General features: G+C 62.5%; 14 protein-coding genes. 11 read left to right on the top strand and 3 right to left on the bottom strand.

Annotation, left to right across the window (positions count from 1 at the left end):
* Window position 1: 1 nt before the first annotated feature.
* From NKH01_RS19560 to NKH01_RS19530, 7 genes are all read left to right on the top strand, one after another.
* On the top strand, window positions 2-1,090 hold the full coding sequence (locus NKH01_RS19560; RefSeq protein ID WP_352715467.1) for a hypothetical protein: 1,089 nt from the start codon (window positions 2-4) through the stop codon (window positions 1,088-1,090).
* Window positions 1,091-1,125: 35 nt separating this feature from the next.
* Complete coding sequence (locus NKH01_RS19555; RefSeq protein WP_353021808.1) at window positions 1,126-2,271, top strand: hypothetical protein; 1,146 nt, start codon at window positions 1,126-1,128, stop codon at window positions 2,269-2,271.
* Between the two features lie 24 nt (window positions 2,272-2,295).
* Window positions 2,296-4,206 carry an AAA family ATPase gene (locus NKH01_RS19550; RefSeq protein ID WP_353021806.1) on the top strand — a complete coding sequence of 637 codons (1,911 nt, stop codon included), beginning with the start codon at window positions 2,296-2,298 and terminating at the stop codon, window positions 4,204-4,206.
* A gap of 137 nt (window positions 4,207-4,343) precedes the next feature.
* Window positions 4,344-4,760, top strand: coding sequence for an endonuclease domain-containing protein (locus NKH01_RS19545; RefSeq protein WP_084642682.1), 417 nt, complete (start codon window positions 4,344-4,346; stop codon window positions 4,758-4,760).
* 109 nt (window positions 4,761-4,869) lie between these two features.
* Window positions 4,870-6,174, top strand: a complete 1,305-nt coding sequence (locus tag NKH01_RS19540; protein ID WP_353021804.1) for a DUF6638 family protein — start codon at window positions 4,870-4,872, stop codon at window positions 6,172-6,174.
* Window positions 6,175-6,189: 15 nt separating this feature from the next.
* On the top strand, window positions 6,190-7,314 hold the full coding sequence (locus NKH01_RS19535; protein ID WP_352978778.1) for a DUF2333 family protein: 1,125 nt from the start codon (window positions 6,190-6,192) through the stop codon (window positions 7,312-7,314).
* A 303-nt stretch (window positions 7,315-7,617) separates the two neighbouring features.
* Window positions 7,618-9,297: a formate--tetrahydrofolate ligase gene (locus tag NKH01_RS19530; RefSeq protein ID WP_352494783.1), complete on the top strand. Its 1,680-nt coding sequence runs from the start codon at window positions 7,618-7,620 to the stop codon at window positions 9,295-9,297.
* Window positions 9,298-9,368: 71 nt separating this feature from the next.
* On the opposite strand, the gene NKH01_RS19525 is transcribed toward NKH01_RS19530, so the two are convergent.
* Window positions 9,369-10,016, bottom strand: coding sequence for a cysteine hydrolase family protein (locus NKH01_RS19525; RefSeq protein WP_352482061.1), 648 nt, complete (start codon window positions 10,014-10,016; stop codon window positions 9,369-9,371).
* A 128-nt stretch (window positions 10,017-10,144) separates the two neighbouring features.
* Between NKH01_RS19525 and NKH01_RS19520 the strand changes: the two genes are divergently transcribed.
* On the top strand, window positions 10,145-11,131 hold the full coding sequence (locus tag NKH01_RS19520; protein ID WP_352894603.1) for a helix-turn-helix domain-containing protein: 987 nt from the start codon (window positions 10,145-10,147) through the stop codon (window positions 11,129-11,131).
* Window positions 11,132-11,137: 6 nt separating this feature from the next.
* Here the strand turns inward: NKH01_RS19520 and NKH01_RS19515 are convergent, their stop codons facing one another.
* Window positions 11,138-11,695 carry a sugar O-acetyltransferase gene (locus NKH01_RS19515; RefSeq protein WP_352787774.1) on the bottom strand — a complete coding sequence of 186 codons (558 nt, stop codon included), beginning with the start codon at window positions 11,693-11,695 and terminating at the stop codon, window positions 11,138-11,140.
* Window positions 11,696-11,841: 146 nt separating this feature from the next.
* Here NKH01_RS19515 and NKH01_RS19510 point away from each other — a divergent pair, with 146 nt between their 5' ends.
* The 3 genes from NKH01_RS19510 to NKH01_RS19500 all read left to right on the top strand — a co-directional run bounded on the left by NKH01_RS19510 (window position 11,842) and on the right by NKH01_RS19500 (window position 14,866).
* Window positions 11,842-12,303, top strand: coding sequence for a DUF4126 domain-containing protein (locus NKH01_RS19510; protein WP_352640755.1), 462 nt, complete (start codon window positions 11,842-11,844; stop codon window positions 12,301-12,303).
* Entirely contained in the window at window positions 12,300-13,676 is a 1,377-nt protein-coding gene (locus tag NKH01_RS19505; protein WP_353021800.1) for an FAD-containing oxidoreductase, read from the top strand. The genes NKH01_RS19510 and NKH01_RS19505 overlap by 4 nt, the downstream gene beginning before the upstream one ends.
* Before the next feature lie 140 nt (window positions 13,677-13,816).
* Complete coding sequence (locus NKH01_RS19500; protein ID WP_353021797.1) at window positions 13,817-14,866, top strand: M14 family metallopeptidase; 1,050 nt, start codon at window positions 13,817-13,819, stop codon at window positions 14,864-14,866.
* 14 nt (window positions 14,867-14,880) lie between these two features.
* On the opposite strand, the gene NKH01_RS19495 is transcribed toward NKH01_RS19500, so the two are convergent.
* Complete coding sequence (locus NKH01_RS19495; RefSeq protein ID WP_023719246.1) at window positions 14,881-15,651, bottom strand: isocitrate lyase/PEP mutase family protein; 771 nt, start codon at window positions 15,649-15,651, stop codon at window positions 14,881-14,883.
* Between the last annotated feature and the right edge of the window lie 282 nt (window positions 15,652-15,933).

Here is a 15,933-nt window from a genome sequence, read left to right as displayed (position 1 = left end):
AATGGCGACATTGCAGAATTTCGATGCCGAGATTGCCAAGACCAAGCAGGTCGTGCAGGACATGCGCACCAAGATTGAGCAGTCCGGTGCCGTGCTCGACACGCTCGCCACCGCCGACAAGAGGATCGGCGACGCCAATTTCGACATCGAGAATGCCCGCATCGAGGATGTGCTGAAGCAGCAGAAGGTGATGGAAGGCAATATCGCCGACCTGATCATCGGCCTCGAGGACGCCACCAACGTCTTCGGCGCCGAATTCGAGAGCATGAAGAACTACACCGGCTGGGAAAGTTTCGTCGGCGTCTTCTCCAGCCAGCGCAAGCAGCGCATGCGCACCGACCGCGTCCGCAACATGTCGCTGGCCGGCAATTTGCAGGAACTGCTGGCGAAGTCCGACACCATCGTCGGCATCCTCAAGGCGCAGAAGCAGGTTCTCGACACGCGCTACAAAACCTCCGAGGCCAGCCTGTCGCAGGTGATCGAGCGCCGCAAGACCACGATGTCCAATCTCGAGACCGTGCAGAAGCGCATCGAGGAGCTCAACCCGATGCTGCTCGACATCGAGAACAAGATCGCCGCCTCGACCAGCCAGAAGGAGCGCACGCAGCTTGAAGGCGAGCGTTCGAAACTGGCCACGGAATACAACGAGAAGCAGGCCAAGGAGCAAGAATTGCTGGCCGAAAGCCAGACGCTGGAGCGCTACACCTCGATGTTCCAGACCTTCGTCGATTCGCTCAACAACCAGATCGCGGCGCAATCGACGCTGATCAACAAGCTGACCATCGATACCGAGCAGCGCATCGTGCTGTACAAGGCGCTGGAAGATTCGCTGAAGACCGCCGCCCAACAGGATGTCGCCCACAAGATCAACACGCTGGGCAGCCAGGTCGACAACACCGCCGAAGAGACCATGGCCGGCATTGGTGCTGCCTCGCAGAAGCACATTGGCGATCTGCTTGAAATGCACGAGAAGAACATGGTCGCCACCGCCGACATCCAGCGCCGCAAGAAGCTCGCCGACGATGCCTTCGCCCGCCGCTTCGACGACGTGATGAAGAAGCACAATTCGGCAAATTACGTGCAGTCGTAATTGCTGCACGTGCACTGCTCCCAAGGGCTGGCAGCATGACCCCCGAAAACGAAGCGGCGGCGCGCTATTTCTCGGCGATCGCGGCGGCACTTGGCGGCCTCGAAGTGTTCATGCGCGACGATCGCTCGCCGCTCTACCGGCATGGCATCGTCGCCAAGATCGTCGCCGAATACATCGCGCGGCTCGACAAGTCGTTCTCGTGTTGGCGCTACCGGCTGGGCTTCACCGAGACGTTCCGCATCTCGCGCGCCGAAAGCGGTTTTCCGGTCTTCCAGAACCTGCTCGAGCTGGAAAACGACCGCCGCCAGGCCGATGCGCGCCTCGCCAACCTCCCGTTGGCCGACGAGCTGCGCGAGGAAATGGCGGACTTCATCCTGCGCCACAAGGAATTCCCCGAAGCGCTGCAGAAGTCGATGGCCGAGCGGCTCTACCTCGAAGACGTCAAGAGCGAGACCACCTTTGGCCCGTTCACGCTGGCCCAGACGGCCAAGGTTTCGGTCAATCCGAAGACGTTGCGGCCCTATTATCTGGTCCACTGGGCCTGCTTCGACGGCAGCGCCAACCTGCCGCTGGTCTATATGCTGACGGTCGAGGATTCCTCCGACGACATGATCCGGCAGCTGGTCGACTCCGGCGGCAAGCTTAATGAGAGGGTCGACATTCCGCTGCCGGTCGACGGCTTGCTCAATCCCGAGCTCGCCCACCGTTTCGACGATTTCACCGAGAAGAATTCCGCCTACACGCTGTCGCCGGCGACCATCGCGGTCAACCTCGACAAGGATTTCGAACCGCTGCATCCCAAGCAGCTGCGTCGCGTCGTGCTCGGCCCGTTCTATTCTGCAGGGATTACCGACAACAATTCGACGGTAAGCGAAGTGCTGGCCAAGGTGCGCAAGCCGGAAAACGCCTGGCTGCTGACCTGGACCATCCAGGAGGTCTTTTCCAAGGCCGAGAAGCCAGGCCGCAAGGGGCTGTTCTCGAGCGAAAAGACGACGCAGGAATTCTTCATCAATACCGACGATCTCGAGGCCGCGCGCCAGGGCGTGTCGAGCTATGAGAACCATGCGCTGATCCCGCACGAGGCCTATCAGGCGCTCTATGCCGCCGGCGAGGCGCAGAAGATCTTTTCGGGCTACAAGGTCCACATCCTGTCCAAAGGGCAGGTCATCAGCGACGTCTGACCGTCAAATCGCGGAGCATCTTCCATGGACACCGGCCTGACCACCATCCCGGAAGCGGCAATTGAAAAGCACCGCGCCACTGCGCAAAGTTTCATCACCCGCATCGTCGTGCTGGAAGACCCATCGCGTGAGTCCGGCACAGCGCTTGCGGGCACCAACCGCCGCTTCGTCTCGACCGTCTCGGTCGGCTCGGTTCGCCGCACGCGCGAGGTCGAGCTCGCCAAAACCGTCGCCGCCGTCCATCCCGACGACCAATTGCTGACCATACCGCAGCACATGCTGTTGTTTCGCGCTCGGCGCGGGGCGGCAATAGCGCTAGCCATATCGGATGTCTTCGCCGAAGGCTCGGACCTCGAAAGCCTGCAGGCGAAAAACGCCCGCGCGCCGCTCGAAGGCGACGAAGCTGCCACCTTCAAGAAGCTGCTGTCGGCCTCTGCCTACATCTCCGCCTTCAGCCTCGCCTCCTATTTGTTCCAGCTGATCGACAGCGACGGCGAGGCGCCGAACGACACGCCCGAGCCGGACTTTCTGTTCGACACCCCGCAGGATGCGGTGAAGTCGATCGTGGCCGGGCTCGACAGGGCGATAGCAGGTTCGAAGGACGACGCCGACCTGATGACCCGCGCCCGCGCCTTTGCCCGCGTAGCCATCGACGGGCTGTTGGCGCGAAAGGGCCGCTTCGACGGCATCGGCCCGTTCGAGAACGCCCATATCCGCATCGACGTCGACGATTTTACCCTCGATGGTTTCGACGTCGCCCCTGGCAAGCGGGCAAAACCGCTGGTGATGACCTTCAAGAAACCGGAAGAGGTCGTCGGCAACCACATCGCCAAGTACCAGTCGGTAAAGCTCGCCAAGATGCTGATGGCGTACGACTTCGAGCGCGAGCTGAACCCATTCGTCGAGCTTGGCGGCTTCCTGTTCACGTTTATCGGCGACGGCGCGCCCGGCACCGGCAAGACGACGCTGATCCAGATGATCGCCGGCCTTCTCAACGGCTACTGCCAAGTCGCCGGCTATCCCTTCGCCTACGAAAATTTCGGCGTCGACCAGATCTCCTCCTACCAGGGCAAGTCCGGCCAGAACTGCCGCCAGTTCATCAACAATGTGCTGAACCCGCGCGTCATCGGCTTCGGCACCATCGACGATATCGACCAGGTCGCCGCACGCCGCTCAGACGACCGCGCCTCGGCCGGCCAGCAGGAAATCACCGGTGTGCTGATGGACGCATTTGCCGGCGCGGCAACCGTGGTGCGCGGCAATTGCTCGTTCGGCATGTTTTCCAACTATCCCGAAAACGTTGACGACGCATTGCGCCAGCGCGCCGGCGCCCGCTGGCTGGTCGACGGCCCGCAGAGCCGCGACGACTACATCGACATCTTCGTCCTGCTCGCCGGCAAGAACCACAAGATCCCGCTCGGCGACCACAAGCTCTATGCCGCTCAGGAAATCCAGCGCGCGGTGATGGAGGCTTACGAGGAGCATGAGAAGCCGCAGGAAGACGGGCTGATGAAGGTCTATGAGCGCTACATGAAGGAGAACGGCGCGCCGAAGTCGATGGCCGATATCGGCACCTATCTGCACTTGATCAAGGATGCCGAGCCGCGTTTCACCGGACGCGCCATCAAGAACGTCACCGACGCGATCAAGATGCGCGCCATGGACATCGAATTGCCCGACGAGTGGTTCGAGAAGCGGGAAGCCTTCATGCACAAAAGCTACGACGACAAGAAGGCGATGATCGAGGAACTGCGAGGGCCGTTCTCGATGGACATGGTCATGCAGGAGATCAACCGCTATGCGGATTCCGAATTCCGCTATTCCGACAAGTCGGACGATGCGGCGGTGACCAAGATGATCCGCGACACCCGTCTGCGGGAGCGTGCCGTCCGCGAGATCGAGGAGTTGAAGAAGAAGGGAATGTGGAATGCGTGATCTTCCTTCTCACCGGATAGCACTGTTTCCGGTGCGATGCATAAGCTCCCACAGCAACGCTGAAAGACGTGGCTCAAACGCTGACGCCCCCCTCTCCCCGTTCTTCACGGGGAGAGGGTAAGGGTGAGGGGCAGCGCATGCGTGGGCCAGAAATAGACACAACCAAGCGCGCAAGGCGCCTGCGTCAATCCGACAACGATGCAGAAACCGCGCTCTGGCTGGAGTTGCGCGACCGCAGACTGAACGGCCATAAATTCGTACGGCAGTTGCCGATAGGCTCTTACTTCGTCGATTTCGCCTGCAGAGACTGCCAGCTCGTCGTCGAAGTCGATGGCAGTCAGCATGTCGGCAGCCAATATGATCGAATCCGAGATCGCTTCATCGTCTCCGATGGCTGGTCTATCCTTCGCTTTTGGAACGTAGACGTATTGAAGGAGCGGGAAGCAGTCCTTGAAACAGTGGTGGCTGCGATCGAAGGGCGCCTCGAACGCCATATCGAAACGCGTGATCTTCGATTTGTCGCCGCCAAAGGCTATGGAGAGACATGTCCTTGACCGTTTGCGCTGCCCCTCACCCTTACCCTCTCCCCGTGAAGAACGGGGAGAGGGGGGCGTCAGCGTTGGAGCTCGGTCATCCAGCGCAAGATCCGTTGGGACTACGCGCATGAGTCCTGCCAAGAAACCCGACCTGCTACGCGACAACGAGCTGATCTACGGCCGGCTGCTGACGGTCGACGAGCCGCATCTGATCCAGCGCTACAACAAGGCGATGGTCGCCTTCGGGCTGAAGCCGACCAAGCTGAAAAGCTTCGAGATCGACCGTACCGGCTTTTCGCCGCAGGTCGCCGAGGAATGCGGCGACTACAGCTACCTCGATCCGAACGAGATCAACCGCCGCTTCATCATCCTGACGCCGTCGCAGATCGACCTGCCGGTGGTGCACACGGCTTTCTCCAACACCTCGCTGCTGATGTACGAGTTCATGTCGAAGAACCAGCGCGCCATCGATGCGCTGACAATCAAGGACGTCATCTACGGCGAGATCGAGGATTCAGTCCCCAAGGTCGACGACATCGAGGATCTGCTGTCGATCAATCAGGTCGAGTTCAAGGTGCTGTCGGCCGAGGACGTGCTGGGCAAGGCCGCCGAGCTCGGCAAGCTGGTCGACCGGCTGAAGCAGGAACCGGATGCCTGGCGCGACAATGCCATGCTTGCACACATGGTCGAGCTGGCGAAGGTCTGCGGCGACATCCGCGAGAATGCGCTGGTGCCGGACCAGGTGATCTTCCGCCACAACGCCTATTGGACCAGCCATTTCGGCGGGCTCTATGTGTTCGTCGATCCCGACGTGACGACGGTGATCAGCGACCCGGCAGCGCCCGGCTTCCGCCGCTCGCGGCCGTGGCAGGTGAGCTATCTCTCGATCCATGACGCCGACAAGGTTTTCAAGTTCCTCGCTTCGACCGGCCGCATCGAGCTGCCGCGCGCCTCATGGATCGAAACCTCCGGCTATCTCGAGCATCGCGCCGAAATGGTGGTGCGCGCCCTGATCCGCGACGCCGAGCCCGACCGCAATCTGACCGACGTCGATAAGGTCTGGCTGCAGACCTGGATCCACGGCCACGCCGATCTGATCACCAGGGACGGCGATTTTCCCTTCCTCAACGCCGCCAAGCGCGAGATCGCCCAACTCGGCCATCTCAAGATAGAGGATGTGTTCCCGCAGCAGCGCTTCCTGGTGATCCGCGCCAAGCCGGACCATCAAGACGCCTGGCTGACCAACCAGTTGATCTCGGACTTCGTGCCGCAGGACTTCGTCTCGCGTTACGTCTTCAACAAGCCGGGCTTCTACAGGGATTATGACGGCTTCAGCGACGCTTGGCGATCGCATGTTGTGGACGTTCTGAAAACCACATATTTGAAGGACAAGGTGGCGTTTCGCACACGCCTCTACGGCTTGACTGACTGAGGGGGTGACATCGCCATGCTTGATCCGATCGTGAATTTCTTCACCCGGATTTTCCAGTGGATTGGCCGCGGCATCGGCTTGCTCATCGGCGCGATCCTGTGGCCGTTCCTGTGGGCGGGGCGCTGGTACACGCAACGCGGCTGGATCCTGAAGGCAGTGCTCGGCCTGGCGCTGCTCCTGCTGATCGGCCTCTATGTCAATTTCTTCTACGCCACCCAGTGGTGGAACAATTTCGACCCGAATTACGTCGACAAATACACGTTCGAAAAGCGCAACAGCTCCGCCGGTGAACAGGTCTCTGCAGGCGCCGGCACCGACACGGCCAAGACCTGCGGAAATTCAGCCATTGCCCAGGTTGCGGCCGACCTGACCGACTTCAACGTCAACCAGAATGCCTGGGTGTCGTCGATGATCCTCTACAAGCTCGGCCTGTTCGGCATCGACTGGGACCACACGCCGTTCATGGACAACAAGGCTTCGTTCCAGCGCGGCATCAACCAGGCGGTGCGGCGCACGGCGACCGAGCTTGCCGACAATCTCGGCCGCGTCCGCACCACCTCGCAGATCGACGCCGACCTGCAGGACGCCCGCGGCAATCTGCAGTTCGATGAGGAAACCTGGTACTTCGGCTTGAACCCGTTTGGTCCCAAGACGCCGACGCCGAGCTATTATCGCGACGCGGTGCGCAAGCTGCGTTCCTTCAACGCCCGTCTGGCAGCCTGCCAGGCCACGTTCGATGCCCGCGCCGACAATCTCAAGCAGTATATCGACCGCATCTCGTCCGACATCGGCTCGACCTCGGCGATCCTCAAGGAGCGTGCCGAAAACCACAACAATGGCTGGTTCGACACCCGTGCCGACGACCGCTTCTGGTTCGCCTATGGCCAGCTTTATGCCTATTACGGGCTGATGAAGGGCGCGCAGGCCGACTTCGAGGACGTCATCAAGGAAAAGCACCTGCAGAACCTGTGGGATACGATGGACGCGCAATTCGTCTCGGCGCTGCGCATCCAGCCCTTCATCATCGCCAATGGCCGCGAGGACGGCTGGCTGTTGCCGACACATCTGACGACGATGGGGTTTTACATACTCAGGGTCCGCTCGAACATGGTCGAGATCAGCAACGTGCTGACGCAGTAGCGGATCGTTCCGCGCAGCCGGCGCTGGTGAATTTGCGCCGTTGCTTCTGTCGCTTTTCGCGTATTACGCGGCTGTTTTGAGACGGCGGAACCGCGCCTGCTCTGGCTTCTATACGGCGCGGCGACCGGCGCGAAAAAAGAACCTGTAGCAGGGCAGCCGACCGCAGAGGCACTTTCTTCGTAGGAAACATAGTTGCATGAAAGTTGACGCCGCGGCAGCGACAGGGGTAGAACATGCCCGCGCCTGCAGTGCCGGGCTTGCGACCACAGTAATCGAATCCGTTCAATTCAGAGGGAAGCCGTCATGGCCGAAGTGAAGTCCGACATCGAGATCGCGCGCGGCGCCAGGAAGAAGCAGATCCAGGAGATCGGCCAGAAGATCGGCATTCCGAGCGAACATCTTCTGCCCTACGGCCACGACAAGGCGAAGATCTCGGCCGAGTTCATCAAGTCGGTGAAGGGCAACAAGGACGGCAAGCTGATCCTCGTGACCGCCATCAACCCGACACCGGCCGGCGAAGGCAAGACGACGACGACGGTGGGCTTGGGCGATGGCCTCAACCGCATCGGCAAGAAGGCCATCGTCTGCATCCGCGAGGCTTCGCTCGGACCGAATTTCGGCGTCAAGGGCGGTGCCGCCGGCGGCGGCTATGCGCAGGTCGTGCCGATGGAGGACATGAACCTCCACTTCACCGGCGATTTCCATGCCATCACCACCGCCCATAACTTGCTGTCGGCGCTGATCGACAACCATATCTATTGGGGCAACGAGCTCGGCATCGACACCCGCCGTGTCGTCTGGCGCCGCGTCATGGACATGAACGACCGGTCGCTGCGCGAGATCATCTGTTCGCTCGGCGGCGTCGCCAACGGTTTCCCGCGCGAGGCCGGTTTCGACATCACAGTCGCCTCGGAAGTCATGGCCATCCTGTGCCTGTCGACCGACCTGAAGGACCTGGAAAAGCGCCTCGGCGACATCATCGTCGCCTATCGTCGCGACAAGTCGGCCGTCTATGCCCGCGACCTCAAGGCCGACGGCGCGATGGCCGTACTCTTGAAGGACGCCATGCAGCCCAATCTCGTGCAGACGCTGGAGAACAACCCGGCTTTCGTCCATGGCGGCCCCTTCGCCAACATCGCGCATGGCTGCAACTCCGTCGTTGCCACCACGACGGCGCTGAAGCTTGCCGATTACGTCGTCACCGAAGCCGGTTTCGGCGCCGATCTCGGTGCCGAAAAGTTCTTCGACATCAAATGCCGCAAGGCCGGCCTGAGGCCGGCAGCGGCGGTCATCGTCGCCACGGTTCGCGCCATGAAGATGAATGGCGGCGTCAAGAAGGAGGAACTCGGCAAGGAGAACGTCGAGGCGGTCAAGAAGGGATGTGCGAATCTCGGCCGCCACATCGAGAACATCCGCCAGTTCGGTGTGCCGGCCGTGGTCGCCATCAACCATTTCTACTCCGACACCGAGGCAGAGATCCAGGCGATGAAGGATTATGTCGCCTCGATGGGCGAAGAGGCGATCCTGTGCAAGCACTGGGCTCAGGGATCGGCCGGCATCGAGGAACTGGCCAAAAGAGTCGTGGCGTTGGCCGAATCCGGCGCGTCGCAATTTGCCCCGCTCTATCCCGACGCCATGCCGCTGTTCGAGAAGATCAACACCATCGTCCAGCGCATCTATCGCGGTTCCGAAGCGATCGCCGACAAATCGGTGCGCGACCAGCTCCACGCCTGGGAGCACGCCGGCTACGGTCATTTGCCGGTCTGCATGGCCAAGACGCAATATTCCTTCTCCACCGATCCGAATCTGCGCGGCGCGCCGACCGGCCACACCGTGCCGGTGCGCGAGGTCAGGCTGTCTGCCGGCGCCGGCTTCGTCGTCATCATCTGCGGCGAGGTGATGACCATGCCCGGTCTGCCCAAAGCGCCATCCTCGGAAAAGATCTTCCTGAACGAAATGGGCCAGATCGAGGGCCTGTTCTAAGGATATCAACGCTCGAACGGCAAAGGGCGCCGCAACGCTGCGGCGCCCTTCTGCCTGCTCGCAATAGTCTCCTACGCCGCGCTTCGCGCCAGCGCGCGCTGGTTGGAGGCATAGGGTGTGTCGTGCTGGGGTACCACGCCGGTCTTCAGGCAATCGATCCATTCGGCGGTTTTGAGAACGGCCGCGAAGCGCGACTGCAATACGATCGTCACGACGCGATGGATTTCCTCGCCCGAAGCGTAGCCGGCGCTGTTGGCGTAGGGCAACGACCCCGTCGCGTCCGACAGGAACTCGACCTCAAAACCCATATGCACGGCATGGATGACCGTGGACAGATCGCAATTATGCGTCATGTAGCCGATGACCGTGATCGTATCGATAGAGTTGGCGCGCAGCCACTCCTCTAAATCCGTGCCGGTGAAGGCGCTGGGCAAGTTCTTTTCGATGTAGTGGTCGCGGTTTCGCCTGGCGATTTCCGGGTGCAACTCGGCGCCATGGCTGCCCTTGGCGAAGACCGATGAGGTTTCCGGTGCCAACTGCTTGATGACCACCACCTTGACGCCTGCCTCGGTGGCCGCGTCCATCGCTCGCGCCACATTGACGACGCTCTCGCGGAACGGCGGATGCTGGATGGCGAGGTTGCCGCCGTCATAGTCGTTCTGAACATCGATGACGATGAGGGCGCGGCGTGGAGCTTTGCCTTTGGCTGGGTCCGACATGGGGTTTTCCTTTCCCGTTTGGCATTGATGGGTGGACGATAAGCGCGGCGCCGGATCGCAAAAAGTGTCCCGATTGACATTGTTCGAAAGAATTGGGACAATCGGTGTCACCCTTTGCTGGAGCTCCCATGGCCGATCCTGTCGTTGCCGCCATCGCCTTCGATGGCATCAGCCCGTTTCATCTCTCCGTGCCATGTCTCGTGTTCGGCGCGGATCGCACGACGCTCGGCCTGCCGCGCTTCGACTTCCGGGTCTGCGCGATTGAGAACGGGCCGATCCGCACTGATGCCGGGCTGACCATCAGCGTCCCGCACGGGCTTTCCGCGCTTGATGATGCCGACATCGTCATCGTGCCGAGTTGGAAGGATCTCGGGATCTCACCGCCGACGACACTGATCGAGGCGTTGCTTGGCGCGCACGAGCGCGGCGCGCTGATCGTCGGACTGTGCTTGGGAACGTTCGCTGTCGCGGCGACCGGATTGCTTTCAGGGCGGCGAGCCGCGACGCACTGGGCCTACGCGGATCAGCTGCAGGAACTCTATCCCGACATTCTCGTCGAACCGGAAGTGCTCTACATCGACAATGGCGATGTCGTGACATCCGCCGGCGTCGCCGCCGGGCTCGACTGCTGCCTGCACGTCGTACGGGCTCGTTACGGCGCGGAGGCAGCGCTTCGCCTTGCCCGGCAGATCGTGCTTTCTCCGCACAGGCAGGGCGGGCAGGCGCAATTCATCGAACGTCCCATCGCCAGGACCGGCAATGCGGACCGCTTCACCCAGGCTCTCGAAACGGTGCGCAAAACCCTGAGTGATCCGCACAGTCTGGACAGCGTTGCCGGTCTCGCCGGCCTCACCCGCCGGACGTTCACGCGCCGTTTCCAGAAAACGATCGGCACCAGTTTCGGCGACTGGCTGACCGACCAGCGTGTGCAACTGGCGCAGCGGCTGCTGGAAGCAACGGAAAAATCGATGGATACGGTTGCCTTCGAGGCCGGCTTCGGCAGCGCCACCTCGCTGCGCCAGCATTTCGCAGCGCGGCTCAGAACCTCGCCCGTGCAATACCGGCGCGAATTCTCGAGGAGTGTCGATTTGGATAGACGCGGCGCTTCACGCTGATCCGGCTCACCCGCTCCTGATTACCCGTGCCGGATTGCCGACCACCGTGGTGTTCGCCGCCACGTCGCGCTTCACCACGGCACCGGCGCCGACGATGGCGCCATCGCCGATCCTGACCCCGCCGAGGATGATGGCACCACCGCCGATCCAGGCATTGTCGCCGATCTCGACCGGCCTGGCGATCTCCAGCCCTGCCCGTCGCCCCGCAGCCTCCCTGTGGTGCTCGGCGCAATAGATCTGCACATTGGGGCCGAGCAGCGTTCCCTTGCCGATGCGCACTGGCGCCGTATCGAGAATGGTGCAGCCGGCATTGAGGAAGACGCGGTCGCCGAGAAAGATGTTGAAGCCATAAGCGCAGTGGGACGGCGCTTCGATCCGGGCGCCCTCGCCTGCAGCGCCGAGCAGCGCCCGCAAGGCAGGCCCGATATCGCCGCGCTGTCGTGGTGGCAGGCTGTTGTGCTCGAACACCGCGTCGCGTGCCGTGATCCGCAGCGCCTCCAGTTCCGGGTCGAGGCAGCAATACCACTCGCCCGCCGCCATTTTCGTGCGTTCGCTCCCCGTCATGGCCGCAACTCCAGTCTCAATCTTTGCCAAGCACAACTGGTGAAAATACGGAAGCGCCGGCGGCGACACCACCTCTGGTCAAATACCGGACCTATGGTAGCTTGCTCTCTCGGACCTGTCCCAAGCCGGCCATCGAGGGATCAATCATGCTGTACATTCTTGCACTCCTGATTGGCATCGTTGCCGGGCTTCGCGCCATGACAGCGCCCGCCGCGGTCGCCTGGGGCGCCTGGCTAGGCTGGTTGCCGGTCACCGGCACCTGGGCGAGTTTCATGGGCCACTGGATCGCCGTCGGCATCTTCACCATCCTGGCCATCGCCGAACTGGTCACCGACCAGCTGCCATCGGCGCCGAGCCGCAAGGTGCCGCAGCAATTCGGCACGCGCATCGTCTCGGGCGCTTTCACCGGTGCGGTGATCGGCGCCACCGGCGGCGCCACCATCGGCGGCCTGATCGCCGGCGCCGTCGGCGCGGTGATCGGCACGCTGGGCGGCGCCGAGGCGCGTAAACGCCTGGCCACCGCGTTCGGCAAGGACCCGCCCGCCGCCCTCATCGAGGACGCGGTGGCGATCGTCGGCGGACTTCTGATCGTGGCGGCGGTGGCATGACGGCAAAGACATTCGACGCCATCATCGTCGGTGCCGGGCAGGCCGGCCCACCGCTCGCCGGCCGGCTGAATGCGGCCGGCATGAGCGTGGCGCTGATCGAGCGAAAGCTGGTCGGCGGCACTTGCGTCAACACCGGCTGCACGCCGACCAAAACGATGGTGGCAAGCGCCTATGCCGCGCATCTCGCCCGCTGCGCCGCGGACTATGGCGTGACGCTCTCCGGTCCCGTCGGCGTCAACTACAAGGCGATCAAGGCGCGCAAGGACAAAGTCTCGAACGACGCTCGCGGCAATCTCGAAGACTGGATTGCCGGCATGGACAAATGCACGCTCTATCGCGGCCATGCGCGCTTCGTGACCGCCAATACGGTGCGCGTCGGCGACGATCTGCTGAGCGCCGAAAAGATATTCCTCAACACCGGTGGCCGCGCCTCGGTGCCCGATCTGCCCGGCATCGACGGCATTTCTTACCTGACCAATTCGTCGATGATGGATCTCGACGTGCTGCCGCGCCATCTCATCGTCGTCGGCGGCAGCTATGTCTCGCTCGAATTCGCGCAGATGTTCCGCCGCTTCGGTTCCGAAGTCACGGTCATCGAAAAGAGCCCGCGCCTGATCGGCCGCGAGGACGATGACGTCTCGGACGCCATTTTGTCGGTCCTCGAAAACGAAGCCATTGCCGTCCATCTCGGCGCCGACGATATCCGCTTCGCCAGGCGAGGCAACGAAATCGCCGTGACCTTCTCGCCAGGCAAGGCGGCTGCGGTCGGCTCGCATGTGCTGCTGGCCCTGGGCCGCACGCCAAACACCGACGATCTCGGCCTCGACAAAGCCGGCGTCGAGGTCGACAAACGCGGCTTCATCGTCGTCGACGACCAGCTGCGCACCAGCGTGCCCGGCATCTGGGCGATGGGCGACTGCAACGGCAAGGGCGCCTTCACCCACACCTCGTACAATGACTACGAGATTGTCGCCGCCAACCTGCTCGACAACGATCCGCGCAAGGTCAGCGACCGCATCGAGGCCTATGCGCTCTATATCGACCCACCACTCGGCCGCTGCGGCATGACCGAAGCCGCGGTAAGGAAATCCGGCCGCCGCGCCCTTGTCGGCCAGCGGCCAATGACCCGCGTCAGCCGTGCCGTCGAAAAAGGTGAGACGCAAGGCTTCATGAAGATCCTGGTCGATGCCGACACCAAGGAAATCCTCGGCTGTTCGGTGCTCGGCCCGGGTGGCGACGAGGCAGTGCACTGCGTGCTCGATCTGATGTATGCCAAGGCGCCGGTCAGTACGCTGGCGCGCGCGGTGCACATCCACCCGAACGTCTCGGAGCTTCTGCCGACCATCGCCCAGGAATTGAAGCCGCTGGCATAGGCCGGGCGCAGGCGTTATCTCGCGATCCTTTGAGCGCCAGGCCCGGATAGAGCCGTGCGCCCATAGCGCGAAAAGCTGGACCAATCGACAGTGTATTGGCGAAAGGGCATGTGTTCGGTCTCGTTTCCTGGAGACAGTCCATGCAGAAATCCATCGAACGCATCGCCGGCGACAGCGAGGGCGTTTCCTACGAATTCCCCGTCTTCCGCTTCACCGGAACGGACAAGACAGCGCCTTCGGCCTATCTGCAGGCGGCACTTCATGCCGGCGAATTGCCGGGCGTCGTTGCCATCGATGCGCTGATGCCGATGCTCAGCAGGGCGGAAGCCGAAGGCCGCATCAGCGGCAATATGACCATCGTGCCCTGGGCCAATCCGATCGGCCGCGCGCAATATCTCTATGGCGACCATCAGGGCCGCTTCCATCTGGGGACGCGCACCAATTTCAATCGCGGCTTTCCGCGGCTCGCCGCGCCCGACCTCACGCTCCTGCCGGCGCACGGCACAGTCGATCAGCGGCTGAAGACGCGGCTGCTGCAGCTCTCCATCGGCCACGACATCGTGCTCGACCTGCATTGCGACGATGAAGGCCTCGCCTATCTCTACGTCCACGCCAGCCTGTGGCCGGCCATGGCGGATTGTGCGGCGGCCATGAGCGTCGATGCGGTGATGCTATGGGACGAAGACCCCGACGGCACCTTCGAAGGCGCCTCGATCATGCCGTATCAGAACGTCCCGGCCGACGTCGCGCGCCTCGACCGGCGCGTCGCCACCACCGTCGAATATCGCGGCATACTCGATGTCGACGGCGCCCTCGCCGGCGCCGATGCCGAAGGGCTCTACCGGCTGCTGGTGGCGCGCGGCGTCATCCGGGATCAGGCGCTGCCCGCGCCTGGCGGCTTCGGAGGGCTCGTCGCGCCGATCGAAAACATCGAGATGATGCCGGCGCCCCGCTCGGGCGCGATCCTCTACCACGTGAAGCCGGGCGACCGCGTCACCAAGGGTGCGCGCCTTGCCACCATCGTCCACGCGCCGGGTGAGCCCGACGGTCGCACGGAAGTGTTGGCGCCTCAGGCCGGCCTCATCCTGACACGGCGTTCCCGCCGCATCATCCGCGCCGGCGAAGACCTCTTGAAGCTGGTCGGCGACAGGAAGAGTGCCGATGCAAGGTCGGGGACGCTGGAGGACTGACGCAACCCGCCAGGCTACCCCGAAATCGCCTGTCGCGCCTTGGACTCCAGCCATTCGGCCATCTGCCGGTAAGGCACCGGACCATGGCTCACGCGGGCGACGCCGAGTTCGGCAAGCCTCTGGCGCGGCGGCACATGCGCCAGTGCAATGATGTTGACCGGCAATGCCGTTGCCTGGCAGAGCGCCTCGATCAGGCCTTCATCGGCAAGCCCCGGCGCAAAGAAGCCATGCGCTCCGGCCCTTTCGTAGGCGTGCGCCCGCTCGATCGCCTGATCGAGGAGAGCCTTGTCGTGCGCATCCGGTTTCGCCTTCAGGAAAATGTCGGTTCGGGCGTTAATGAAGGCCGGAATACCCGAGGTCTTCACGGCCGCCGCGGCGGCTTCGATCCGCCTCACCTGTATGGCGATGTCGTGCAGCCCACTGCCGCCGACAATCTGATCCTCGAAATTAAAGCCGACGGCTCCAGCCTGCACGGCGAGCCCCACGCTGCGGGCGACAACCTCCGGAGCGACCCCGTAACCGCCCTCGAGGTCCATGGTTACCGGCAGATCCACCGCCGCAACGATGCGTTTGATGTTTTCGAGCGCCAGTTCCAACGGGATTTTCTCGCCATCGGCGAATCCGAAAGCGGCCGCGACCGGCCAGCTTCCGGTGGCGATGGCCTTGGCCCCTGCTTGCGCGATGATCTTGGCGGAGCCTGGGTCCCAGGCATTGTAGAGGACAATCGGGTTGCCCTTGACATGGAGGGAATGGAACGTCCGTGCGCGGTCGATCTGCTCGGTCATCGATGTTTTCCCGTCTTCCTGCTGTTTGATGCAGAGTCTAGGCAGGACTGCCGGTCTTGGCCATGTGCCATGGGTTGCGAAAGCAGCAGCCACCCCACAGACTTTCAAACCTGTTGCGCATACCGCTTTTCGCGGCTATGGATTTCGCCATGAATATGCGTTCGATCAAGACCATTTGGTGGTGGGCTCGCTGACAGCGGCCTGTTCGAACGCGTTCGCGTGACAATAGAAGGTGGCCGCAGCGGAATGTCCGGGCGGCCATTTGTTTTTTCAAGCCATTCC

The sequence above is a fragment of the Mesorhizobium sp. M1403 genome (genome assembly GCF_040317695.1).
Taxonomy (GTDB): Bacteria; Pseudomonadota; Alphaproteobacteria; order Rhizobiales; family Rhizobiaceae; genus Mesorhizobium.
Note: the sequence above shows the minus strand (reverse complement) of the source record. Positions and strands in the feature narration are given on the sequence as shown.